Source organism: Microbaculum marinisediminis (assembly GCF_025397915.1).
In the GTDB taxonomy this organism is placed as follows: domain Bacteria; phylum Pseudomonadota; class Alphaproteobacteria; order Rhizobiales; family Tepidamorphaceae; genus Microbaculum; species Microbaculum marinisediminis.
Window position 1 is genome coordinate 485,039 of sequence record NZ_JALIDZ010000001.1, and the last position, 23,398, is coordinate 508,436.

General features: G+C 64.1%; 22 protein-coding genes and 1 pseudogene. 13 read left to right on the forward strand and 10 right to left on the reverse strand.

From position 1 onward, the window contains the following. Window positions 1–64: 64 nt before the first annotated feature. The 3 genes from MUB46_RS02480 to MUB46_RS02490 form a co-directional block, all read right to left on the reverse strand. The gene (locus MUB46_RS02480; protein WP_261614277.1) at window positions 65–2,242 is read right to left on the reverse strand and encodes a hypothetical protein; all 2,178 of its coding nucleotides are present in this window, start codon (window positions 2,240–2,242) and stop codon (window positions 65–67) included. Then, window positions 2,239–2,469, reverse strand: a complete 231-nt coding sequence (locus MUB46_RS02485) for a PIN domain-containing protein (protein ID WP_261614278.1) — start codon at window positions 2,467–2,469, stop codon at window positions 2,239–2,241. Before MUB46_RS02485 ends, MUB46_RS02480 begins: the two co-directional genes overlap by 4 nt. A 902-nt stretch (window positions 2,470–3,371) precedes the next feature. Next, entirely contained in the window at window positions 3,372–3,932 is a 561-nt protein-coding gene (locus tag MUB46_RS02490) for a TetR/AcrR family transcriptional regulator (protein WP_261614279.1), read from the reverse strand. 209 nt (window positions 3,933–4,141) lie between these two features. On the opposite strand from MUB46_RS02490, the gene MUB46_RS02495 reads away from it, so the two are divergent. The 7 genes from MUB46_RS02495 to cyoD all read left to right on the forward strand — a co-directional run bounded on the left by MUB46_RS02495 (window position 4,142) and on the right by cyoD (window position 10,525). Beyond that, complete coding sequence (locus MUB46_RS02495) at window positions 4,142–4,606, forward strand: nuclear transport factor 2 family protein (protein WP_261614280.1); 465 nt, start codon at window positions 4,142–4,144, stop codon at window positions 4,604–4,606. A gap of 79 nt (window positions 4,607–4,685) precedes the next feature. Next, a complete protein-coding gene (locus tag MUB46_RS02500) occupies window positions 4,686–5,534 on the forward strand; it encodes a cysteine hydrolase family protein (RefSeq protein ID WP_425256209.1) in 849 nt (282 codons plus the stop codon). A gap of 170 nt (window positions 5,535–5,704) precedes the next feature. Then, a complete protein-coding gene (locus tag MUB46_RS02505; RefSeq protein ID WP_261614281.1) occupies window positions 5,705–6,199 on the forward strand; it encodes a YHS domain-containing (seleno)protein in 495 nt (164 codons plus the stop codon). 401 nt (window positions 6,200–6,600) lie between these two features. Continuing rightward, window positions 6,601–7,560 (forward strand): ubiquinol oxidase subunit II, encoded by a 960-nt coding sequence (gene cyoA / locus MUB46_RS02510; RefSeq protein WP_261614282.1) that lies wholly within the window; start codon window positions 6,601–6,603, stop codon window positions 7,558–7,560. Next, window positions 7,560–9,536 carry a cytochrome o ubiquinol oxidase subunit I gene (cyoB, locus tag MUB46_RS02515; protein WP_261614283.1) on the forward strand — a complete coding sequence of 659 codons (1,977 nt, stop codon included), beginning with the start codon at window positions 7,560–7,562 and terminating at the stop codon, window positions 9,534–9,536. The genes cyoA and cyoB overlap by 1 nt, the downstream gene beginning before the upstream one ends. Before the next feature lie 34 nt (window positions 9,537–9,570). Then, window positions 9,571–10,173: a cytochrome o ubiquinol oxidase subunit III gene (gene cyoC, locus MUB46_RS02520; RefSeq protein ID WP_261614284.1), complete on the forward strand. Its 603-nt coding sequence runs from the start codon at window positions 9,571–9,573 to the stop codon at window positions 10,171–10,173. A gap of 1 nt (window position 10,174) precedes the next feature. Next, the gene (gene cyoD, locus MUB46_RS02525; protein ID WP_261614285.1) at window positions 10,175–10,525 is read left to right on the forward strand and encodes a cytochrome o ubiquinol oxidase subunit IV; all 351 of its coding nucleotides are present in this window, start codon (window positions 10,175–10,177) and stop codon (window positions 10,523–10,525) included. 25 nt (window positions 10,526–10,550) lie between these two features. Here the strand turns inward: cyoD and arsC are convergent, their stop codons facing one another. The 6 genes from arsC to MUB46_RS02555 form a co-directional block, all read right to left on the reverse strand. Further along, entirely contained in the window at window positions 10,551–10,898 is a 348-nt protein-coding gene (arsC, locus tag MUB46_RS02530) for an arsenate reductase (glutaredoxin) (protein ID WP_261614286.1), read from the reverse strand. Then, window positions 10,895–12,010 (reverse strand): quinone-dependent dihydroorotate dehydrogenase, encoded by a 1,116-nt coding sequence (locus MUB46_RS02535; protein WP_315902698.1) that lies wholly within the window; start codon window positions 12,008–12,010, stop codon window positions 10,895–10,897. The genes arsC and MUB46_RS02535 overlap by 4 nt, the downstream gene beginning before the upstream one ends. Next, window positions 12,007–12,336, reverse strand: a complete 330-nt coding sequence (locus tag MUB46_RS02540; RefSeq protein WP_261614288.1) for a DUF952 domain-containing protein — start codon at window positions 12,334–12,336, stop codon at window positions 12,007–12,009. The genes MUB46_RS02535 and MUB46_RS02540 overlap by 4 nt, the downstream gene beginning before the upstream one ends. A gap of 238 nt (window positions 12,337–12,574) precedes the next feature. Beyond that, window positions 12,575–13,168 carry a cysteine hydrolase family protein gene (locus MUB46_RS02545; RefSeq protein WP_261614289.1) on the reverse strand — a complete coding sequence of 198 codons (594 nt, stop codon included), beginning with the start codon at window positions 13,166–13,168 and terminating at the stop codon, window positions 12,575–12,577. A 13-nt stretch (window positions 13,169–13,181) separates the two neighbouring features. Beyond that, window positions 13,182–13,826, reverse strand: a complete 645-nt coding sequence (locus tag MUB46_RS02550) for a GNAT family N-acetyltransferase (RefSeq protein WP_261614436.1) — start codon at window positions 13,824–13,826, stop codon at window positions 13,182–13,184. Window positions 13,827–13,856: 30 nt separating this feature from the next. Further along, a complete protein-coding gene (locus MUB46_RS02555; RefSeq protein WP_261614290.1) occupies window positions 13,857–14,474 on the reverse strand; it encodes a hypothetical protein in 618 nt (205 codons plus the stop codon). Between the two features lie 99 nt (window positions 14,475–14,573). Between MUB46_RS02555 and MUB46_RS02560 the strand changes: the two genes are divergently transcribed. The 4 genes from MUB46_RS02560 to MUB46_RS02575 all read left to right on the forward strand — a co-directional run bounded on the left by MUB46_RS02560 (window position 14,574) and on the right by MUB46_RS02575 (window position 20,139). After that, on the forward strand, window positions 14,574–15,626 hold the full coding sequence (locus tag MUB46_RS02560) for a LysR family transcriptional regulator (RefSeq protein ID WP_261614291.1): 1,053 nt from the start codon (window positions 14,574–14,576) through the stop codon (window positions 15,624–15,626). Between the two features lie 187 nt (window positions 15,627–15,813). Continuing rightward, the gene (locus MUB46_RS02565; RefSeq protein ID WP_261614292.1) at window positions 15,814–17,358 is read left to right on the forward strand and encodes a trimethylamine methyltransferase family protein; all 1,545 of its coding nucleotides are present in this window, start codon (window positions 15,814–15,816) and stop codon (window positions 17,356–17,358) included. A gap of 12 nt (window positions 17,359–17,370) precedes the next feature. Next, window positions 17,371–19,428 carry an NADH:flavin oxidoreductase gene (locus MUB46_RS02570; protein ID WP_261614293.1) on the forward strand — a complete coding sequence of 686 codons (2,058 nt, stop codon included), beginning with the start codon at window positions 17,371–17,373 and terminating at the stop codon, window positions 19,426–19,428. 93 nt (window positions 19,429–19,521) lie between these two features. Beyond that, the gene (locus MUB46_RS02575; RefSeq protein ID WP_261614294.1) at window positions 19,522–20,139 is read left to right on the forward strand and encodes a L,D-transpeptidase; all 618 of its coding nucleotides are present in this window, start codon (window positions 19,522–19,524) and stop codon (window positions 20,137–20,139) included. Window positions 20,140–20,416: 277 nt separating this feature from the next. Here the strand turns inward: MUB46_RS02575 and MUB46_RS24305 are convergent. Continuing rightward, window positions 20,417–20,647 (reverse strand): annotated as a pseudogene (locus MUB46_RS24305) (transposase); the annotation flags it as partial. 230 nt (window positions 20,648–20,877) lie between these two features. Between MUB46_RS24305 and MUB46_RS02585 the strand changes: the two are divergent. Both MUB46_RS02585 and MUB46_RS02590 read left to right on the forward strand, forming a co-directional pair. Continuing rightward, entirely contained in the window at window positions 20,878–22,278 is a 1,401-nt protein-coding gene (locus tag MUB46_RS02585; protein WP_261614295.1) for a DUF1254 domain-containing protein, read from the forward strand. Between the two features lie 11 nt (window positions 22,279–22,289). After that, window positions 22,290–23,312 carry a DUF1254 domain-containing protein gene (locus tag MUB46_RS02590; protein ID WP_261614296.1) on the forward strand — a complete coding sequence of 341 codons (1,023 nt, stop codon included), beginning with the start codon at window positions 22,290–22,292 and terminating at the stop codon, window positions 23,310–23,312. Window positions 23,313–23,398 lie beyond the last annotated feature (86 nt).

A 23,398-nucleotide genomic window follows, 5' to 3' on the forward strand; every position in this document is an offset into this window, starting at 1 on the left:
CCGCTGCCGCGGTGCGGCTTTCCTGTATCGAAAGAGCACTCCGCCCAAAAAACCTACTACCAAGTTAAAGCGATCCTCCGGTTTCCCTAATCGCGGCGCGAACTTGATCAGCTTGAACTCCGGGAGAAAGAAATTCATCAGCTCTCTTTAGGTGGACAAATTCAGATGGTTTCCCCCCGGCGCCAAGATTCTTGATTTCCAACAAGTCCTTGCCTTCAAGAACCGCGCGCACTTTGGGCCAGTCTTCCCGATCAAGAATCCGCCTTCCTCTTTTGTCATCTCGACTGAGCCTAACCCAATGCCCACGAAGCATTAGCCTTACAAGAATTTCGAGCGTGTTCGATAGACGGGGCTTGCTCTCCAGATTTTTGACTACCTGAAGAGCTGCGATCTCACGTTGAATGTCAGCCTCGTCATGAAACCGATTCTCAACTCCGTTGGTATTCTCAACTAAAAGGGCATGGATCTTCGGTAATGTATCGCTGAAACGAGTGTCGACGCTAACGATGGCCTCTCCAACTTCACAGGTTTCGAAAACGACATGTGTAAGGTTGCAGCCCCTTGCATCAATGCGATTCAGATATACTCCTTTCATTCGCGCCGCAGGATTGTCTGGGAATACAGCATCCAGAACCTGGCAGTTCGAAATTTCAACATAATCATCACTATTAAACTCAGGCAAACATGCGATCGAGAGCGCTACCAGATTTCCACTGAGAGTAGTTCCGGAACTCTCTTCCTTTGTTCGCATTAGGAGGGAGGTTAGCAAGTCCCGTGACACTTCGGTATCGCTCGCGCGCAACAATGCTCCAAAAACCGACAAATCAGAAATTGAAAGCTGTGCTCTTCGCAAACCCAAGGGAGCCGGCGCTTCGCTCGGAATTTCATTCAGTAAATACTTGCTATAGAAGAATGCTTTAATTTTTTCATGAGGAAACCTTCTATTATCGCGATCACCCGTCCCCGGAGCGGGCTCAAGAAGCGTTAATGTTTTGGCTCTGGCTGAAAGCGCCCTAGCGAAAGCTTCATCTCCTGGCGCATGCTCTGCACACGCCAACTCGACGGCAATTTCCAACAAGGAAGAATCGACGAAGTCGAGTTCATAGTCCAACATTGTTCGCGCGGCTTCGGTCAGTATCGAGTAAACAATTGCCACCCCGTTTTCCGCTGGAAGTTCAGACGGCATGCCAAGCTTTTCAACTTCCCGCAATACCATAGAGCTACAAAGGGAGATGATAGGTTCATCCTCGCTATTGAGAAACGCATCTGGCTCCATCCGCGCGATCTGAGAAACAAAAAAGGGGCGTCTCAGCCAGCTATAACTGCTGAACCGCTCCCGCACTTCTTCCGAATGCGACAGCCATTCCGAGTTCTGTTCGCCGAGCCAAGATACGGCGTCGGACGAATTTGGAAATCCGACATTTATTGAGTGAAGAGGCGAACCGATGAGGCTAACGGACGTCCCAATAAGTTCTTTTAAGACATCTTTGCTGATGAAAGAATCACGGCCGGAGAGGATGATTAATCCCTTACCTCCAATATCACGTAGCAGCTCGCGGAGCGCCGACCACGAATTATCGTATCCCCTGCTATCCGACAATTCATCGAAACCATCTATGGCCAGAGAAATTATTCCATTTCGCATGAGGGGAGAAATCTCGGCCCTATTGAAGCTTGACCTTAGCGCGGAAAGGCTCCCATCAATTCGGTCATCAATTGCCGATAATATCTTGCCTGCGCTTGCCACCGGGATAACCAGAGGAGCGGTGCCTGATCCGCTGACTATACTTTGCGCCCTGCTTGCTGCCAGCCTCTCAATGAAATGTGTCTTACCCGCCCCAGCTGGGCCTTCCAAACCAACGACTCCTCCTACAGCCAAGTTAGAGAGAAAGCTGTCGATTTGCTGAAAGGTAGACTTCTCATTCATGCCATCGTCAATTGAAAATGGGACTTTCATAATATTTTCGGTTGCCGCACAATATTCATGCAATAAAGCTTTTGCTAGATATTTTATATTTGAAAAATACTTCCCCGCCAGCAGGCTCATGAAATTTCCGGCAACCAACTCCCCCGTTGAAGCCAAAAATATTTTCCCCTGCGCATCACGACGAAGTGATATTTTTTTACCTCGACGCTCAAACTCTGCAACCCACCCTCCATCCTCCTTTGGGATGAAGTTCGCTTCCGAAAAAGGATCATGAAACACCTTTAGATCCTCAAGTTCTTGTAATTGGTTGCTCACGCCACAATATCCTTTGGTCCGGAGATTATATCTATCAGCTGCTGGGCATGTGTATGATTTTTTTGCACTGTGTTGACCAAGCATACATCTCCCCCAAATGCCTCTCCAGCTATGAGCCCTGGAATAACATCGTCGTCGTTACTAATAATTATCACCTTTGCCTTTTCAGGATCTAATGAAAGCGTTATTGCATCTGCAACGATAGATGAGTCGACCTGCTTCTCCATGACTCGATCACATAGGAAGCCATCGGGAGCACGACGGTTTAGGTGTTGACAGAGCTGACATGTGCACTCGCTTCGAGAGGTGAAGGGAAAATGCACACCCAACTTCTTCTCCAATCTCCTCCCTGAGCTATCAGCTAGAAGCCGATCGCCACGGTGCATTCCGATAGACGCAGGCAAGAATATTGCGCTTTTCAGTTCGTAACCGTTCCGACGCCTCCTTGCGTAACCACGTAGTAGGGCCTCGTAGTCAATGAGAACTTCCGTCGAAGTCCCACCTCTCATCCACCCTGCGTAAAGTCTAAAAGTCACCTCCCAACGCGTAGGCTGCCGGTTCTCACTTATCAGTCGGCGCTCAACGAAATACTCAACGTTGCGCAATGCAACTTCGCTATTGTGCCCCTTGGATGCATGCCTGTTTTGCAGGAAATATGGCCGAACTTGTCCCCACCAATCCACAAGTACAAAGCATCTGCGAGATCTCACTTGTTATGCCTTTCCGAGAGAGGGGCCCCTTTCTTAGATCCGAGCCTAGCCATCAGCAGGACCGGATCAAGGCTTTTCCGATTTGAACCAGGTCAGCGCAGCGCATCGACAAGGATCTGGAAATGCGCAAGCACATCGCACGCTTGGGCGCTCGCGTTTACGTACAAGCCGCACCGCCGCAAGTCCGCTGTCCGCCGCCCCCCTTCGCCGTCATGCCCGGGTTCGACCCGGGCATCTCGTGCCACACGACGGAGATTGCCGGGGCAAGCCCGGCAATGACGTGCCTAGGGGGCCCAATACCACCGGCCGCGGCGGCAACCACGACCCGTGGCCGGCGCTCCCCACATTGCTGCCTCCCGCCGCGATGCTGGCCGCGCGCTATCCGGTGCGGTCGCCGCCGCGCTTTCCGCCCGCGACAGTCAGGCCGGGACAGCGGACAGCAGGATTTCGGCGGCCGACTTCGCATCGCCCGCCGGATCGGCCTCGTGGCCGATGTGCGCGGTGACGATCGCACCTTCCTTCAACAGGAGCAGAGCCCGCGCCAGAGCGGCGGGATCCGGCGCGCCGGCGTCGGCGGCGAGCTTCTCCACCTGCCGGAACAGAAGCCGTTTGTGCTCGGCCGCCTGAGCGTGGATCGGATGTCCGGGATCGGGATACTCCGACGCCGCCTTGATGAACATGCACGAGCGGAATTCGGGCTGGTCGAACCATTCCTTCAGCGCATCGAACATCGCCAGCAGCTGCGCCCGCGGCGGGCCGGCTTCCTCCATGCGGCGGAACAGCCAGTTGCGGAAGTTCTCGTCGCGCAGCCGCAGGGTCGCGAGGATCAGCTCCTCCTTGCTGCGGAAGTGCTTGAACATCGTGGTCTTCGAGATGCCGGTCTCCGCCGACAGAAGATCCATGCCTGTGGCGTGGAATCCGTCCCGATAGAAGATCTTGAGCGACTCCCGAACCAGCTCGTCGCGTTTGCTGGGGCGCATCCCGGCTCCTTTCTGAACTGACCAGTCTATAAATATAGACCTCAAATGCGAAAATCGACAAAAATATTTCGCCTTAAAATCAATAGTTTATCGGTTTCTTGTGTAAGAACATGCGCCTATTCCAAAATTTCCGCTTGCCAAAGTGAACAGATCGGTTCATTAACACCGCCGTCAAACAGCACCGATCAGTTCACTTTAAGAGAGTCGCCATGAACCGCCCACCCCTTCCGCCCTTCACCGCCGAAACGGCGACGGCCAAGGTCCGCGCCGCCGAGGATGCCTGGAACAGCCGCGACCCGGCCAGGGTCGCACTCGCCTACACGCCGGACACCGACTGGCGGAACCGCTCGGAATTTCTGCGCGGCCGCGTCGACGTCGAGGCGTTCCTGACCCGCAAGTGGCGGGCCGAACGCGACTACCGGCTGATCAAGGAGCTGTGGACCTTCGGCGACACCCGCATCGCGGTGCGCTTCGCCTACGAGGCGCGCGATCCCGACGGCGGCTGGTTCCGCGCCTACGGCAACGAGAACTGGGAGTTCGCGCCAAGCGGGCTGATGGCCGTGCGCCGGGCCTCGATCAACGACCTGCCGATCTCCGAGGACGAGCGGCTGTTCCGCTGGCCGCTCGGCCCCCGGCCCGACGGCCATCCGGGTCTCTCCGACCTCGGCCTGTGACGCCACCCGACACCCGCCACCCGACACCCAATCCCCAATCCCCAACGGGGCCGCGCGCTCGACAGGAGCAAGACCGACGATGTCCCGCAACCACCACCATCACGCCGCCCACGCCGCCGATGACGGCAAGGCGATCGCACGCCGCGGTTTCCTCGTCGCCGGCGCGGCCGGCGCCGCCGCCGTCGCTGCCGGACTGGCGACGGGCGCCGCGGAAGCCTCCGACAATCCGGCCTATGCCGCGCCGGCGGAACCGGTGCTGCCGCCGTCGACGATGACGCTCGAGAAGGGCCGGGCGGCCCTCCTCGTCGTCGATCCGCAGATCGATTTCCTCAGCCCCGACGGCGTGACCTGGGGCGTCGTCGGCGAGAGCGTCACCGAGCACAACGTCGTCGACAACATCCGTCGGCTGTTCCGCGCCGCGAAGGCCGCCGGCATGCCGGTCGTCGTCTCCCCCCACTACTACTATCCGCACGACCATCGCTGGATGTTCGAAGGGGCGCTGGAGAAGGTGATGCACGGGATCGGCATGTTCGACCGTCCCGGTCCGCTCGACATGACGGGCTTCGCGGGATCGGGCGCCGACTTCATGGAAGAGTACGAGGAGTACATCTTCGACGGCCGGACGATCATCGCCTCGCCGCACAAGCTCTACGGCCCCGAGCAGAACGACGCCGCGCTGCAGCTGCGCAAGCTCAGGGTTGACCAGATCGTCCTCGCCGGCATGTCCGCCAACCTCTGTGTCGAAAGCCATATGCGCGAGTTCATCGAGCAGGGCTTCGAGGTGGCCGTCGTCCGCGACGCCACGGCGGGCGCCAAGGTTCCCGAAGGCGACGGCTATCTGGCCGCCCTCATCAACTTCCGGATGATCGCCAACGCCGTCTGGGACACCGACGAGACCGTCGAACTCGTCCAGGCGCTCGCGACGTAGCACGCCGGACGCGCCCCACCACTCAGGCTTCGAAGACACCGCCGCGCCGCACGCCGGCGCGGCCCACCGAACCCGGCGAGAGCCGGTGACGCACCCCGCTTGCCGACCGGCCGGCGGATCCAAACCACCGCAGAGAGCCCGCGGGCTCAGCCATCACAAGGAGACCAGCCATGAAATACGCCAAGCCCCTCTTCGCCGCCGCCACCCTCGCGGCCGTCCTGTCCACCGCTCCCGCCTTCGCGGCCGACGAGTACAACGTGTCGACCGGCACCACGCTCAGCGGCGCCGGCGTCGCCTCTCGCGGCGACGACCTCATCGCGCTGGCCACCGGCCTGAAAGTGACGCCGGGCCTGGCCGAGCACACCGTCGAGCACGACGGCGTCGCCTACTATTTCTCCTCCGAGGAGACGATGAAGACCTTCGCCGCCGACCCGGGCAAGTACATGCCGCAATACGGCGGGTTCTGCGCCTTCGGCGTCGCCATCGGCAAGAAGCTCGACGCCAGCAACCGTTACGCCGACATCGTCGACGGCAAGCTCTACGTGTTCCTGAACGCCGTGGCGTTCGACAAGTACAAGGACGACAAGGCCGGCACGCTCGCCAAGGCCGAGGCAAACTGGCCGGAGATGCATCACCGTTCGGTGGCCGAGGTCAACGGCCTCTAGGATGCCGCCGGAATGGCGATCCATTGATACGCTGGCGGCGGCCCGGGTCGCCGCCAGCGAAGCACGGGGGAGCCATGCGCGCCCGCGCGGACCGTTATGCGGTTGCTCTAAACTTCGTCCATCTTCGCCGTAGAACCGACGTGCATTGATCCCCTTTGAGCCAAAGGTGGTCATTCGTGACGTGTTTTGTGATCGGTAGCTCGGGGTCGGAAGCGGACATCCGGTCCGCGCGAACGCCGCCCCGTGGCGCCCGGGTTCGCCCGCATTCTACCCCCCCCGAAAACACCCCGTTAACGATGGTGCCCTAGGACTCAAGAATCACTGTACCCTACGGAAGAGATTCTACGATGTGGGCACGCCGCGTTTCGAGTTCGCCTGCCAACCGGAACCGCGACGACCGTATGGCTCGACCACGCCCGACGTTTCCGACATCCAGATCCCTGCCATCGACGATGGTACGCGCCGGCCTCGTGCTCGGCCTCGCCGGCCTCGCCGCCGGCTGCAACGACGGCAACTGGCCGGTGCTCAATCCCGACGGGCCGATCGCCTTCGCGGAACGCGAGCTCCTGTACACCGCCGTCGGGCTGATGCTGCTCGTCATCATCCCCGTCTACGTGCTCACGGCCTGGGTCCTGCTGCGCTATCGCGCGTCCAAGGAAAACCCGGACTACCGGCCGGACTGGCAGTCGAACAAGGTCGACGTGATCGTCTGGATCGGCCCCGCCCTGATCGTCATCGCGATCGGCACCATCGTGTGGGACTACACGCACCGGCTCGATCCCTACAAGCCGATCGCCTCGCCGGAGGCGCCGGTGGAAATCCAGGCCATCGCCCAGGACTGGAAGTGGCTGTTCGTCTACCCGCAGGAGAACATCGCCGCGGTGAACGAACTGGCGATTCCCGCGGGCCGGCCCGTCTCGATCCGCATCACCTCCGACACGGTGATGAATTCCTTCTACATCCCCGGCCTCGCCGGCCAGATCTTCGCCATGGCCGGCATGCAGACGCGGCTCAACCTGCAGGCCGACACCCCGGACACCTATGTCGGCCGCAACACCCAGTACAGCGGCAGCGGCTTCTCGGACCAGCAATTCACGGTCAAGGCCGTCTCGGCGGATGAATACCAGGCCTGGCTCGGGATCGTGCGCGAGTCTTCCGACACGCTCGACACGCAGACCTACGCGGCGCTCGCCAAGCCGAGCCAGAAGGTTCCCGTGACCTACTATTCCAGCGTCGAGCCCGGCCTGTTCGACAGGATCATCGAGAAATACACGGGCGACAGGAGGCGCCGGATGGCCCAGCTCGACACGTATGCGGGCCAGTTCAATTGCGGGCCGTCCGACAGGCAGGAGGTTCACTGATGCTCGGGAAACTGTCCTTCGAGGCCCTGCCGTTCTACAGCCCCGTGGCGCTGGGCGGCGCGCTCGGCGAGGTCGGCGCCGCCGTGCTCGTCCTCGCCGTCATCACCTGGCTGGGGGCGTGGAAATACCTGTGGCGCGAGTGGCTGACCAGTGTCGACCACAAGCGCATCGGCATCATGTACATCGTGCTGGCGCTGGTGATGCTGCTGCGCGGCTTCGCCGACGCGATCCTGATGCGGACGCAGCAGGCCATCGCGCTGGGCGATGACGGCTATCTGCCGCCGGACCACTTCGACCAGATCTTCTCCGCGCACGGCACCATCATGATCTTCTTCATGGCGATGCCGTTCCTGACGGGGCTGATCAACTTCGTCGTGCCGCAGCAGATCGGCGCGCGCGACGTCTCCTTCCCGTTCCTGAACTCGGTCAGCCTGTGGCTGACGGCGTCGGGCGCCGGGTTGGTGCTGGTCTCGCTGGTCATCGGCAAGTTCTCGACCGCCGGCTGGACCGCGTACCCGCCCTATTCCGGCATCGAGTACAACCCCGGCGTCGGCGTCGACTACTGGCTATGGGCGGTGATCCTGTCCGGCGTCGGCACCACGATGACCGGCATCAACTTCGTCGTCACCATCTTCAAGCGGCGCGCGCCGGGCATGACCCTGATGCGCATGCCGCTGTTCACCTGGACGGCGCTCGTCACCAGCGTCCTGATCGTCTTCGCCTTCCCCGCCGTCACCGTCGTCGGCGCCCAGCTCGCGCTCGACCGCTATCTGGACATGCACTTCTTCACCAATGGCGACGGCGGCAACATGATGAACTACATCAACCTGATCTGGATCTGGGGCCATCCGGAGGTCTACATCCTGATCCTGCCCGCCTTCGGCATCTTCTCCGAGGTCGTCGCGACGTTCTCGCGCAAGCGCCTCTTCGGCTACGAGTCGCTGGTCTACGCCACCGCGGTGATCGGCCTGCTGTCGTTCACCGTCTGGTTGCACCACTTCTTCACCATGGGCTCGAGCGCCAACGTCAACGCCTTCTTCGGCATCACCACGATGATCATCGCGGTGCCGACCGGGGTGAAGATTTACGACTGGCTTCTGACCATGTATGGCGGCCGCATCACCGTCTCGGTGCCGATGCTGTGGACGCTCGGCTTCATCGTCACCTTCGTCATCGGCGGCATGACCGGCGTCCTGCTCGCCATCCCGCCGGTCGACTACATGATGCACAACTCGACCTTCCTGGTCGCCCACTTCCACAACATGCTGATCCCCGGCGCGCTGTTCGGCTACTTCGCGGGCTACACCTACTGGTTCCCCAAGGCGTTCGGCTTCAGGCTCGACGATACCTGGGGGCGGCGCGCCTTCTGGGCCTGGATCGTCGGCTTCTACCTCGCCTTCATGCCGCTCTACGCGCTCGGCTTCATGGGCATGCCGCGGCGCATGGAGCATTACGACATGGCCGCCTGGCAGCCCTGGCTGGTCGTCGCGGCCGCCGGCGCCTTCCTGATCCTGATCGGCATCGGCTGCCTGATCATGCAGCTCTATGTCAGCATCCGGAACCGGGCGGAGCTGGCCGACACCACCGGCGATCCGTGGGACGGGCGCACGCTGGAATGGGCCACCGCCTCGCCGCCGGCGCCCTACAACTTCGCCAGGGTCCCGGTCGTGCACGACCGCGACGAGCTGACCTGGCGCAAGGCCAATCCGGCCGAAGCGACCAGGGACGACATCGCCTCGGAAATCGAGATGCCGGACAACACCGGGGCCGGCGTCGTCATCGGCGTCGTCGCCGGCGTGTTCGGATTCGCGATGGTGTGGCACATCTGGTGGCTCGCCGCCGTGTCGGCCCTGCTGATCCTGGCGGTCCTCGTCGCGCGCAGCTTCAACGACGACGGCGAGCAGCTTCTGTCGGCCGACGACATCGCCACGGCCGAGACCCGCGGCAGCGGTCCGCTCCTGGGCTACCGCGCATGACTGTACCCACCAACCAGACCAGTCCGGATCGCCCATGAGCGCCGAAGCGACAACGATGCGACCCGAAAGCGGGAAGGACGCGGCGCTCGCCGACCGCGATTTCGGCTTCTGGGTCTATCTGATGAGCGACGCGATCATCTTCGCGTTGCTGTTTGCGACCTATCTCGTGCTGAAGTCGGGCACCGCCGGCGGACCGACCGGCCAGGACCTGTTCGACATCAACCGGACCTTCGCCGAGACCATGCTGCTGCTCGCCAGCTCGGTCACCTTCGGCATGGCCAGCGTCGCGGTCGCCGGGCGCAACCGCGCGGGCGTCGTCGCCTGGCTCGCCGTTACCTTCGTGCTCGGCGCCGCCTTCCTGGCCCTGGAGTTCGGCGAGTTCGCCGGCATGATCGCCCAGGACGCCGGACCGGGGCGCAGCGGATTCCTGTCGGCCTTCTTCACGCTGGTCGGCACGCACGGCCTGCATGTCAGCGGCGGCCTCGTCTGGATCGCGGTGATGATCGCGCAGGTGCGCCTCAAGGGCCTCACCGCCCCGGTCGTCTCGCGCCTGTTCCGGCTCGGCCTGTTCTGGCACTTCCTGGATATCGTCTGGATCGGGATCTTCTCGGTCGTCTACCTGCCGGGGGTGATGTGAGATGAACGCGACACCGAACCTTTCGGCATCCCCGCAGGCACCGGAGGGGAAATCACCGGACGAGCTGCGAAGGTCCTATCTGATCGGCTTCGGGCTGGCGCTCGTCCTGACCGCCATTGCCTTCGCGATCGTCGCCTTCGGGCTGATGCCGGCCGGCCCGGCGCTCGTCGTCATCGCGATCCTGGCGGTGATCCAGGTGCTGGTGCACCTCTATTTCTTCCTGCATCTGGATCCGCGCACGGCGCCGCGCGAGAACGTGCTGACGCTCGCCTTCGCCGTGGTGCTGATCTTCATCATGATCGGCGGGTCGCTGTGGATCATGTTCGATCTGAACCAGCGGATGATGATGTAGGCGACGGGCCGGCAAGTTCGGGCCTTCAGAGGATCTCGAGCACGTTTTCCGGCGGGCGTCCGATCGCGGCGCGGTCGCCGGTGATCACCACCGGGCGCTCGATCAGCACCGGCTCGGCGACCATGGCCGCGATGATGTCGTCGTCCGACAGGCCCGGATCGGCGAGCCCGCGCGCCTTGTAGGCAGCCTCGCCGCGGCGCAGCAGATCGCGCGGCTTCAGGCCGAGTTTCTTCAGGGCGGCCTTGATGGCGACGGCATCCGGCGGCGTCTTCAGGTATTCGACGACGGTCGGCTCGACGCCCCTGTCGCGCAGCAATTCCAGCGTCTGGCGCGACTTGGAGCACCGCGGATTGTGCCAGATGGTGACCCTCATTCGATCCTCTCCCGTGCCCAGTCCTCGGTTGCCGTGCCGACCGCGTCGCCGATCGCGCCGAAGCCATCGCGGTCGAGTTGACGGACGAGGCCGCGCTTGATGTCGCCGACGAGCCCGAGGCCTTCATAGACCAGACCGGTATAGACCTGAACGAGCGCGGCTCCGGCGCGGATCTTCTCGTAGGCCGTTTCGGCGGAATCGATGCCGCCGACGCCGACGATCGGGATCTCCGGCGCCAGGCGCCGGCGCAGACGGGCGAGCACGACCGTAGAGCGGCGGAACAGCGGTCGGCCCGACAGACCGCCGGCCTCCGAGGCATGCCGGTCCGAAATCCCGGCCCGGCACAGGCCCACCCGGGACAGGGTCGTGTTCGAAACGATGACGCCGTCGAAGCGATGGCGCGTCACCGCCCCGGCGATGCCGTCGAGATCGGTGTCCTCGAGGTCCGGGGCGATCTTCAGGAGCAGCGGGACGGGCCGGCCAATCCGGTCCACCTGCCGGTCACGCGCCGCCGACACGCGGGATAGCAGGTCCTCGAGCGCCTGCTCGTGCTGGAGATCACGCAGGCCGGGCGTGTTCGGCGAGGAGATGTTGACGGTGAAATAGTCGGCGATGCCGGCGAAGCAGTCGACCCCGGCGACATAGTCGGCGGCGCGGTCGGAGGCATCCTTGTTGGCACCGATATTGACGCCGAGGATGCCGTGTCCGCGGCGCGCCTCGAGATGCGCCCGGACCGCGTCGTGGCCCTGCGTATTGAAGCCGTAGCGATTGATCACCGCGCGGTCGCCGGCGAGCCGGAAGACGCGCGGCCTCGGATTGCCGAGCTGCGGACGCGGGGCGACGGTGCCGATCTCGGCGAAGCCGAAGCCGAGCGCCACGAGCGCGTCGGGCACCTCGCCATGCTTGTCGAACCCGGCGGCCATGCCGAGCGGGTTGGGAAAGGCGAGGTCGAACAGGCCGACGGCGAGACGCGGATCGTCGCCGCCCGCGGCACACCGGAGCACGCCGGTCGTTTGCGCGAGTTTCAGGGACGAGATCGCCAGATCGTGGGCGCGCTCGGGGTCGATCGCGCCGAATACGGGCCGGGCGAGCGCCGACAGCGCCCCGATCACGCGCCGGATCCGTCGTCCGGCGCCGCGATCGCCGCGACCTCGGTAACCGCTGCGAGCGGCAGGTCCCCGTAAAGATGCGGGAACAGGGCGCCGCCGCGCGACGGCTCCCATTTGAGGGCCTCGCCCAGCGCGCTCGCGTCGACGCTGACGATCAGCAGGTCGTCGCGGCCGGCGTAGTGCCGGGCCAGCGTGCCGGCGACCTGGTCGGCGGCGGACAGATGGATGAAGCCGTCGCGGGCATCGTCGGCGTTGCCGGAATAAGTGCCGGCGTTCTCCGCCAAACGCCACTCGTCGCGGCCGCAGATCTTGAAAACGGTTCGGGTCATGACGGCGCGACCGTATATCCGGCGCAATCGGCCGGCAAGTCGCCAGGCAGGGAATGCACATACCGGGCCGTCGACGTCGCGACGCTCGAAAACAAAGCGACGCCGGGAAAAAACCGAGCCCGTCGCCGATCGCGATCGGCGGAAAAAGCGTCCCGGCACCGCACGAGGTCCGCGCGAGCCTGCTAGAGGCTACGCGGGCCCCTCGCCGGTGCCGGGACAAGTTCGGCCTGGCGGCACCCTATCCGACCAGGCTCGGTTTTCTCCCGACACTGCGAGAAACGATTTCGGAGGTCGACGTCACCACGCCGAACTGCGCGGCGATCTCGGTGACGACGCCATGTACCTGTTCTTCGCCGTATCCCCCCCTTGCCCTGCTGTCCGACGCGTCGGCGACGAACGCGGCGCGATGATTGCGATGATAAGCATCAACCATCGTCGCCAGGCAACTCCCATCCGCCGTCAGTCCCGCGAGCAGGAAGTTGGGGCGCTCGAGGCTGTTGAGCAGAGTCGCGAAGGACTCGTTCGAATAACAGGACGGCAGGGAGCGCTCGAACACCATCTCGTGCGGCCGGGGTCGGAATTCCTCGATCCAGTCCGCGAACGGCGTGGCGCGATTGAAAAAGGGCTCGCGCTTCAGCAAACGGAAATGCGCGACGGGCAGACCGCTGTCGCGGGCATAATCGAGCAGCCGCCGGCAATTGCCCCACCACGGCTCGCGCCGCGACAGCGCGGGCGCCCGGCCCTCCGTCACGTATTCCCGTTGCAGATCGACGAACACGACGACCGACTGTGCGAAGTCGTTGTCATTACGCGGAAATCGGATCACGCTCATCTATCGGTTCCTGTCAGGCCGCTTCGTTGCCGCGCATGGGCGAGGTTACGGGGCGCGCAACCGAGCCCTCCAGAATGCCCGGTGTGTCCCAGTCGCCTTCCGGACGGATCAGCTGATACGGGTCGCTGTCGAGCGTCAGGGGCTCGGGATGCGGATCCACCTCGAGAAGCATCTCGGTGTAGGAATAGTCGGAGAAGACGAGCTTGCGGTTGCCGCCCATCGGCTTGGCGCCGAACCGGCTCCAGAACTTAACAAGCCGGTCCTGGGCGTGTCCGTAGATGGTCGTGTAGCCCTTCTTGCGCGCCAGCTCGATGCCGGCCCAGACGATGTCGAAGGATAGCCGGGTGTTGCGATATTCGTGACGCACCGCCAGGCGCTCGAGCTTGGCGAAGGAGGCAAAGAACCGGCCCCGCAGGCAGGCCGCCGGCTCGCCGTCGACATAGCCGATCAGATGCGTGGCGCAGAAGTCGTTGCCGTCGAACTCCTCGCGATAGGGGCAGCTCTGCTCGCTCATGAACACGGCGGAGCGGATCGCCACGACCTTCATCATGTCCCCCATCGAGCGGGCGACCTTGATCTCGTATCCGCGCGCGGACCGACGGTCACGCTCCCGACCACGGTCGCGAGCGCATTTCTCGAAATCCGCGTACTTTGCCATCCCCATCTTATCGTCTCCCCATTTCCAAGTTCAGGCGGCCGCCATCGAGTGCCCGACACGGTTGGCGACGCGGACGTACCGATGCAGATCGGGAAGACCGGACCGCACCCTGCCGAAACCCAGGCTGGCCATGATACGTTCGCCGCCCATGGTCGTCGGCCGCGCGAACAGGTTGGCGGTCGCGTACCGGTCGGCCTGCAGCATGCGGCTGATCGCGCAGATGCCGGCCGAAGCCATGCCGGGGGCGACGACCGCCCATTTGTAGATCGCCGACGGTGCCTCGCCGCTCGCCACCAGAGCGCGCGGGTCGGGCTGCGTGGTATCGAGTTCGCCCAGCAGCAGCCGCTCGAGGCCATCCTTCGACAGGTGGAGCATGGCGTAGATGCCGACCGGCGCGGCGCCGCGGCGGAAGACCCAGACGCTGTCACGATTGCGTTCGGCAACGCGCGAGACCGCGCCGCTGGCCGCCGCCAGGGCCGGGATCTCGCCGGCGGCAAACGCGAGAAGCGGCGGTATTTCCCGCGCTTCGACCCGTTCGACCAAAATTCGCGGCAGGGTCAATCGCGCCAGGTCGTCGAAATCCCGGCGCTGCGAAATCGCATCGCCACCGCCGACGACGCGCAGGTTCGGCCTCAAATTCGGTTGCATGACTTGCCCCAATAAACCAACGATACTTATGGTATGCGCTGGGTCGCCGCCGGGCTGCCTCAAATCCTGCAATGGGGTGCTGCAAAAATGGAACGGGCCGTGACACAGGGTCAGCTACGCAACGTATCCTGGGACGACATCCGGGTGTTCCTGGCCTGCGTGAAGGCCGGCAGCTTCCGGCGCGCGGCCACCGCCCTGCGCGTGAGCTCGTCGACGGTGGTGCGCCGCATCGACCGGCTGGAGCACGATCTCGGCATCAGCCTCTTCAACCGCCTGCCCGACGGGGTGGTGCCGACCGAAGAGGCCCGTTCGATCGTCGATCACGCCGAACGCATGGAAATGGCGATCTACGACGTGTTCCGGCGCGTCGATGCACAGGATACGGCCACGCGCGGCGTCGTGCGCGTTTCGGTGACGGAAGGGATCGGCACCTACTGGATCATGCCGCGGCTGGTCGAGTTCCAGCGGCAGTTCCCGTTCCTCATCATCGACATGCGCTGCGCCATGGAGAGCGCTGACGTGCTCAGGATGGAAGCCGACATCGCGGTTCAGTTCGAGCGGCCGACGGCGCCGGACCTGATCGTGACCAAGCTCGGGCGGATGCACATCTATCCTTTCGCGTCGCGCGGCTACGAGAAGATCTACGGCCTGCCCAAGACGGTCGAGGAGATGAAACGCCATCGCCTGGTCGACCAGGCCGCGCCGCAACTGGACAACGGCGCCTGGGCGCGGCTGCTCGGCCTTACCGACGTCGAAGGCATCGTGTCGCTGCGCACCAACGCCAGTTCGTCGCTGCTCTACGCCATCGAGAAGGGCGCCGGAATCGGCGCGCTGCCGACCTACGCGCCGGCGCTGGGGGCGCCGATCGTCCCCGTCGACATCGGCATCCACCACGCGATGGACATCTGGATGACCTACCACCCCTCGGTCAAACGCAGCCAGCGCGCCATGCTCGTCGCCAACTGGATGAAGCAGATTTTCAATCCCGACCAGTTCCCCTGGTTCCGCGATGCCTTCATCCATCCGTCCGACTTCGTCGGAACGCTGCCGCCGGAGTCGACGATCAATATCGGAACGGGGTTCGCCGCCGTGGCGCCCTCCGCCGACGAGGACCTGGAGGTCCCGCAGAAGAAGCGCGTCAAGCAACGCTAGGCCCGGCGCTTCGCCCCCGCCGGGTCCCGCTGGCCAATTCCCGGACCATTTCCCGCCGGATTGGGGAGGCGGATCCCGCGTCCTTGTCGCAGCGAGAACGACGAACCGCCGGTTTTGAACGCAACGCCTGCGAACGGCTGCATTACCGTAGGTTTCTTCTGCTGGTTTTTCGCGTCGGGAGGAGCGGATGGCCGGTGTTCCGGAAGAGGTCAGACCATCGCGGCGGCAACGCACTGGCCGGCGCGCGGGCCGACAGCGGATCGGCGTGTCGGCGCCCGCCTATCTGGTGCGCGAGATTCCCCCATACGAGATCCTGTCGGAGGACGGCCTCGCCCGCATCGAGGCGGCGACCGACAGGATCCTGGCGGAGGTCGGGATCGAGATACGCGGCGACGACGAGGCGATCCGGCTGTTCAGGGAATCCGGCGCCAGCGTCGCGGGAGACCGCCTCCGCTTCGAGCCGGGACACCTGCGCGAAATCCTGAAAACGGCGCCTCGCGAATTCACCCAGGTCGCCCGCAATCCGGCCCGCTCTGTCCAGATCGGCGGACACAACACGGCGATGGCACCCGCCTACGGCTCCCCGTTCGTCATGGACATCGACGGGGGCCGCCGCTACGGCACCATCGAGGACTTCCGCAACTTCGTGCGCCTGGCCTACATGGCACCGTGGCTGCACCATTCCGGCGGCACCGTGTGCGAGCCGGTCGACCTGCCGGTCAACAAGCGGCACCTCGACATGGTCCACGCCCACATGACGCTGTCGGACAAGGCCTATATGGGCTCGGTGACGGCACCCGAGCGGGCCGAGGACTGCATCGCGATGAGCCGCATCCTGTTCGGCGCGGATTTCCTCGAGCACAACTGCGTCATCCTCGGCAACGTCAACGTCAACTCGCCGCTGGTCTGGGACGGCATGACGACCCAGGTGCTGCGCGCCTATGCGCGGGCCAACCAGGGCACGGTCGTCGTTCCCTTCATCCTCGGCGGGGCGATGGGGCCCGTCACCAACGCCGGGGCGATCGCCCAGTCGATCGGCGAGGCGATGGTCGGCTGCGCGCTGACCCAGCTGGAGCGGCCGGGCGCCCCCTGCATCCTCGGCAACTTCCTGTCGTCGACGGCGCTGAAATCCGGTTCGCCGACCTTCGGCACGCCCGAGCCGGCCGTCGGCTCCCTCGTCGTCGGCCAGCTGGTGCGCCGGCTCGGCATCCCGCTCAGATGCTCGGGCTCGTTCACGACCTCGAAGCGCGCCGACGCGCAGGCGATGGCCGAAAGCGCCATGTCGATGCTGGCGGCGATCCAGTGCGGCGCGAACTTCCTCCTGCATTCGGCCGGCTTTCTCGACGGCCTGCTGTCGATGTCCTACGAGAAATTCGTGCTCGACGTGGATTTCTGCGGCGCGCTGCATGCCTACGCCAGGGGCGTGCCGGTCGACGACAACCAGCTGGCGCTCGACGCCTTCGCCGAGGTGGGACCGGGCCATCATTTCTTCGGCTCGGCCCACACGCTGGCGAACTACGAGACCGCCTACTGGGACTCCGACCTCGCCGACACCGATCCGTGGGAGACCTGGCGCGAGCGCGGCGCGCTCGACGCGGCGACGCGGGCCAACGCACGCTGGAAGGCGCTGCTGGCCGCATACGAGCCCCCGCCGATCGATCCCGCGACCGACGAGGCGCTGCGCACCTTCATCGACCGCCGCAAGGCAGACATGCCGGACGCGTGGCACTAGGCTTCAGGACCGATGAGAGAGACGACCGCCTCGACCGACCCGCTGCTGCAGCCCTACCGGCTCAGGCACCTGACCCTTCGCAACCGGCTGATGTCGACGGCGCACGAGCCGGCCTATTCCGAGGACGGACTGCCGAAGGACCGCTACCGGCTCTACCACGTGGAGAAGGCGAAGGGCGGCATCGCCCTGACGATGACGGCGGGGTCGGCGATCGTCTCGGCGGATTCGCCGCCCGCCTTCGGCAACCTGCATGCCTATCGCGACGAGATCGTGCCGTGGCTGAAGCGGCTCGCCGACGAGTGCCACGCGCACGGCGCCGCCGTGATGATCCAGCTCACCCATCTCGGCCGGCGGACGGGCTGGAACACGGCCGACTGGCTGCCGGTGCTGGCGCCCTCGCCGATCCGCGAGCCGGCGCACCGCGCCTTTCCCAAGACCGCCGAGGACTGGGACCTCGACCGCATCGTGGCCGACTATGCGGCGGCGGCGCAGCGCATGCAGGCCGCCGGCCTCGATGGCATCGAGCTGGAATGCTACGGGCACCTGCTCGATCAGTTCTGGTCGCCGGCCACCAACACGCGCGACGACGAGTACGGCGGCTCGCTCGACAACCGGCTGCGCTTCACCCACCGGGTGCTCGACGCGATCCGCGCCGCCGTCGGGGCCGACTTCATCATGGGCCTGCGCCTCGTCGCCGACGAGGACTGGGACAAGGGCCTGTCGCGGGAGGACGGCATCGAGATCTGCAAGCGGCTGGTGGCGACCGGCCAGGTCGACTTCCTCAACATCATCCGCGGCCATATCGAGACCGACGCGGCGCTATCGAAGGTGATCCCGGTCCAGGGCATGCGCGCCGCCCCGCATCTCGACTTCGCCGGCGACGTGCGCGCCGAGACCCGGTTCCCGGTCTTCCATGCCGCCCGGATCAACGACGTGGCGACCGCCCGCCACGCGGTCGCGGAGGGCAAGCTCGACATGGTCGGCATGACGCGGGCGCACATCGCCGACCCGCATATCGGCGCGAAGATTGCGGCGGGCCGCGAACACGAGATCCGTCCCTGCGTCGGCGCGACCTACTGCCTCGACCGCATCTACGAGGGCGGCGAGGCGCTGTGCATCCACAACCCGGCGACCGGCCGGGAAGCGACGATGCCGCACGTGATCCGGCCCACCGAGGGGGCGCGCCGGCGGGTCGTCGTGGTCGGCGCCGGACCGGCGGGGCTGGAAGCCGCGCGGGTTTCGGCCGAGCGCGGTCATTCGGTGGTGCTGTTCGAGGCGGCGGCCGAAGCCGGCGGGCAGGTGCGGCTCTCCGCGCGGACGCGACGGCGCAGCGAGCTGATCGGCATCGTCGACTGGCGGGTGGACCGCTGCGAGGCCGCCGGCGTCGAGATGCGGTTCAACACGCTTGCCGATGCTTCCGACGTACGCGCCGCCGAGCCCGACATCGTGGTCGTCGCGACCGGCGGCCTGCCGAACACGGATGTCCTCGAGGAGGGAAGCGATCTCGTCGTGTCGAGCTGGGACATCCTGTCGGGCGATGCCAGGCCGGGCAGCGACGTCCTGATCTTCGACGACAACGGCGCCCATCCGGCGATGCAGGCGGCCGAGCAGCTTGCCCTGTCCGGCGCCAAGGTCGAGATCGTCACGCCCGAACGGTTCTTCGCGCCGGAGATCGGCGGCCTGAACCACGTGCCCTATGCCGAGATCTTTCAGCGGCAGGGCGTCCGCATCACCATCGCCCGCAGGCTCACCGGCGTCCGCCGCGCGGGCAACGGCCTGCTGGCGACGATCGGAAGCGACTACGGCGCGGATATCCGCGAGACCCGAACGATCGACCAGGTCGTCGTCGAACACGGCACCCTGCCGCTCGACGACCTCTATTTCGCGCTGAAGGACGGATCGGTGAACCGGGGAGAGGTCGACTATCGCGCCCTGATCGCGGGGCGCCCCCAGACGATCCTGCGCAATCCCGAGGGCGATTACCGCCTGTACCGGATCGGCGACGCGGTCGCATCGCGCAACATCCATGCCGCCATCTACGACGCGCTGCGGCTGGCGAAGGACTTCTGAGTGTTGCGACAAAGTTACGCACCTCGACGAATCGTGATGATAAAAATTGCCTGATTCGATGCCAATATTGAGCCAGACAACAGGGATGACCGGATGACGTTTCAGACCGATACGGATGGTGAAAACAGTTTTCTACTGAGCCGGCGCGGTTTCGTCGTCGGCGGGCTGTCGGTCGCGCTCGCGGGCTGCAGCGCCGAAACGATGGACGGTCTGAGCGCCTACGCGCCGATCGACGGCAGCGTGGCGCCGCAATACCGGCGCCGGCGGGTAAGCTACGCGACGAAGGAGAAGCCGGGCACGATCATCGTCGACACCTCGGAACGCTACCTCTACGTCGTCGAAGAAAACGGCAAGGCGACCCGCTATGGCGTCGGCGTCGGCCGGGCGGGCTTTTCCTGGAGCGGGCGGGCGCGCGTCGGCCGCAAGGCGGAGTGGCCGACCTGGACGCCGCCGCCGCAGATGATCCGCCGCCAGCCGGAGCTGAAGAAATACGCAAGCGGCATGCCCGGCGGCAAGGACAACCCACTCGGCGCGCGCGCCCTGTATCTCTACGACGGCGGCCGCGACACGATGTACCGTCTGCACGGCACCAACCAGCCGTGGTCGATCGGGCGGGCGATGTCGAGCGGCTGCATCCGGATGATGAACGCCGACGTCGTGCATCTCTACGACCGCACACCGATCGGAACGCGAGTCGTGGTGAAGGCCTAGCTTGTTCTGGGTCCTGGACTCATAGACGTGCAGCCGCAGCCGGATGGCCGCGAGCTTTACGCAGACGAGGAAATTGGCGGCGTGTTTCTCATAACGCGCCGCGATGCGATGGCAGTGCCGGATCCGCGTGAAGAACCGCACGATGTGATTTCGGTGGCGGGAGAGGCAGGGGCTGATGCGGGCGGACTATCGTGCTGTCGATCATCTGACCCTAGGCATCGGTCCGATGCCAGGCGGCTGTCAGGATACGATCCCATATTCCGGCCCCATATTCCGGCCCCAGATCCCGGCCCCAGACCCCGGCGTGACGCCATTCTACGAACCGGTTGTAGCGGGCCCTGCAGGGGCAATACCGCCACGGCGGGTCACGCCACGGCGCTCCTGATCGCGGACTTCAGACGATACCGTTCAAAACCCGCCGGTCATCGACGCGCGGCACGCTTCGCGACCTGGACGGGAGGATCGGCTGGATGATGGTCCACTCCGCATCGCTGAGAGCGCATCGCATGATCGAGGCTCCTTTTTCGGCGCTTGAATCACGCGGGCGCAGTTGCCTTGAGCGTTCCGCCGATGTCCGACCGTGCTCAAGAGCGGTCGTCACAACGCCAAGTCACGAGGGCACCTTGTGACCCAAGGCGGCTGTTACCGGGTCTTTAAGATGCGGCGATAGCCATGTTTTGGGGATTGTTCTGGGTTGGAAATTGCACCCGAACGGAGGGGAGTCGCGGGATGCCGAAAATGGTCCACAGCATCTTTGGAGCCAGTCTGGTCTTCGGGGCATTGGTGTTCACCGACCCGGCGCTCAGCCAGCCAATTTCGCCGGAGGAAACGCGGGCCATTGCAAAGGAGGCCTACATCTGGGGCTTCCCGCTGGTTGACAGCTACCGCGTCCAGTATTCGTACTTCGTCGATAAGGGCGGTTCCGAATTCAAGGCACCCTGGAATACCATCTATAACAACGCCCGCGTCTACACACCTGACGATCGGGCAATCCAGACACCGAATTCCGATACGCCGTATTCCTACGTCGGCGCGGACCTTCGCGCCGAGCCAATCGTCCTTACGGTCCCGGCCGTCGACGATGGGCGCTACTATTCGCTGCAGTTCATCGATATGTACACCTTCAACTTCGCCTATGTCGGCAGTCGCGCGACCGGCAACGAGGCCCACCGCTTTCTGCTCGCGGGGCCGAACTGGAACGGCGAGACGCCTGCGGGCATCAAGGAGGTCATCCGATCCGAGACGGACCTCAATTTTATCCTCTACCGGACGCAGCTTTTCAGCCCGGACGATATCGACGACGTCAAGACGATCCAGGCGGGGTACAAGGTAGAGCCGCTCTCGGTCTTTCTCGGTGAGCCCGAGCGCCCGGCGGCACCCGCAATCGATTTTCTGAAGCCCATCGAGGCCGAAGAGGAAAAGACCTCAATCGCCTTCTTCAACCAGCTCAACTTCATCCTGCAGTTCGGCCCCACCAACCCTGCCGAAGCCGAGATCCGCGAGCGCTTTGCCAAGATTGGCATCGAGCCTGGCAAGGCATTTGATGCGGCAGCGCTGTCGCCCGAGATGCGGAAGGCGATCGAGGATGGGATGGCGGACGCCTGGGCGGAGTTCGAGAGCTACAAGAAGAACGAGATCGACACCGGGAAAGTGTCGAGCGCAGATGGTTTCGGCACCCGCGCGTTCCTGGACGGCCGTTATCTCGACCGCATGGCGAGCGCTGTACTCGGAATCTACGGCAACTCGAAGGAGGAGGCTCTTTATCCGGCCTATTTCGTCGATGCCACCGGCCAGCCACTCGCAGGCTCCGATCGCTACACGATCCGCTTCGCACCCGGCGAGCTGCCACCGGTGAACGCCTTCTGGTCGCTCACGCTCTATGAGCTTCCCGCAAGCCTACTCTACGCCAATCCGATCAACCGCTACCTTATCAACTCTTCGATGCTGCCGAGCCTCAAGAATGATGCTGACGGCGGATATACCCTCTACGTGCAACACGATTCGCCCGGCGCGAGCGAGGAATCGAACTGGCTGCCCGCGCCTGCGGGACCGTTCTTCCTGGTGATGCGCCTTTACTGGCCAAAGCACGAGGCGCTCGACGGCGCGTGGACAGCGCCGCCGCTCCAGCCGATGAACTGAAGGAGGCTGAAATGACACGGACTATAGGCATCGCCGTGCTCGGCGCCGCGCTTCTTGCGCTGCCAGTGAAGGCGGCGCAAGAGGAACCAATTCCCGTCACTGTCGATAACTTTGCCCGGGCCGAATCGGATCTCTATTTCAGCAACGTAGTGAAGGAGGGCGGCTTCGGGCAAATGACGCACCGCCGCGAGCCGGCCGACATCGACAATCAGACCGTCATCCGGCTCAATCGCGACACGCTCTATTCCTCCGCGGTGTTCGATCTCGACGCCGGGCCGGTCACCGTTACCATGCCCGATGCCGGCAGCCGCTTCATGTCGCTCATGGTCCTGACCGAAGATCACTATGTGCCGATGGTTCACTACGGCGCCGGGACGGTGACGCTCGACAGGGAAACGGTCGGCACCCGATACGCTGTCATCGCCATCCGGACGGTGGTCAATCCCTCAGACCAGGAAGACGTCAAAGCCGTCCACGCGCTTCAGGACGCGATCGCCATCGATCAGGCGAGCCGCGGTAGCTTCGATATCCCGAACTGGGATCAGGCCAGCCAGAAGAAAGTGCGCGATGCGCTGTTGGTTCTCCAGTCGACGCTTCCCGATTTTAAGACGGCCTTCGGTTCCAAGGACGAGGTCGATCCGATCCGGCATCTGCTGGGCACGGCCGCTGGATGGGGCGGCAACCCGGACAAGGATGCCTTCTATCTGAACGTCACACCCGACGGGAACGACGGAAACACCGTCTACAAGCTAAAGGTGGTGGATGTGCCCGTGGACGGGTTCTGGTCGGTGAGCCTCTACAATGGGGACGGCTACTTCGAGAAGAACCCCTACGACGCCTATTCGGTCAACAACATCACCGCCGTGAAGAACGACGACGGGACGATCGAGATCCAGTTTGGCGGCTGCGACGGAAAGATCCCCAACTGCCTTCCGATCATGAAGGGCTGGAACTACACCGTTCGCCTCTATCGGCCGCACACCGAGATTCTGGACGGCTCATGGACCTTCCCGGAGCCGCAGCCAGCCGGCTGAGATGATATCGATCCACCGGCCGCGCCAACCTTTCGCGGGTGAGCAGGCGCCCAGCCGATGGCCGTTCATGGCCCGGTCCTGCCGTG